Annotated in this window: 1 protein-coding gene; it reads left to right on the top strand. The window is 43.3% G+C overall.

Features of this window, described 5'->3' with window-relative positions; all coding sequences use genetic code 11:
* Positions 1-115, top strand: a 115-nt coding sequence (locus tag FN960_RS22120; protein WP_143850846.1) for a DUF1398 family protein, incomplete at its 5' end; no start/stop codon positions are given.
* Positions 116-252 lie beyond the last annotated feature (137 nt).

Here is a 252-nt window from a genome sequence, read left to right as displayed (position 1 = left end):
AGTTTTCCGATGGGTTACAAATATCCATGAACATAAAAGATATTACTATACCTTTGATAATTCATTACTATTTACTGAGAGCATTCAGAACACTACACAAATCTTTCCACGCTAAATCATAACGTCCGGTTTCTTCCGTGTCAGCACCGGGGCGTTGGCATAATGCAATACGTGTACGCGCTAAACCCTGTGTGCATCGTTTTAATTATTCCCGGACACTCCCGCAGAGAAGTTCCCCGTCAGGGCTGTGGA

Origin of the sequence: Alkalicoccobacillus porphyridii (assembly GCF_007293315.1) — a bacterium.
Taxonomy (GTDB): domain Bacteria; phylum Bacillota; class Bacilli; order Bacillales; family Bacillaceae_D; genus Alkalicoccobacillus; species Alkalicoccobacillus porphyridii.
This window is presented reverse-complemented; position numbering and strand designations above follow the sequence as displayed.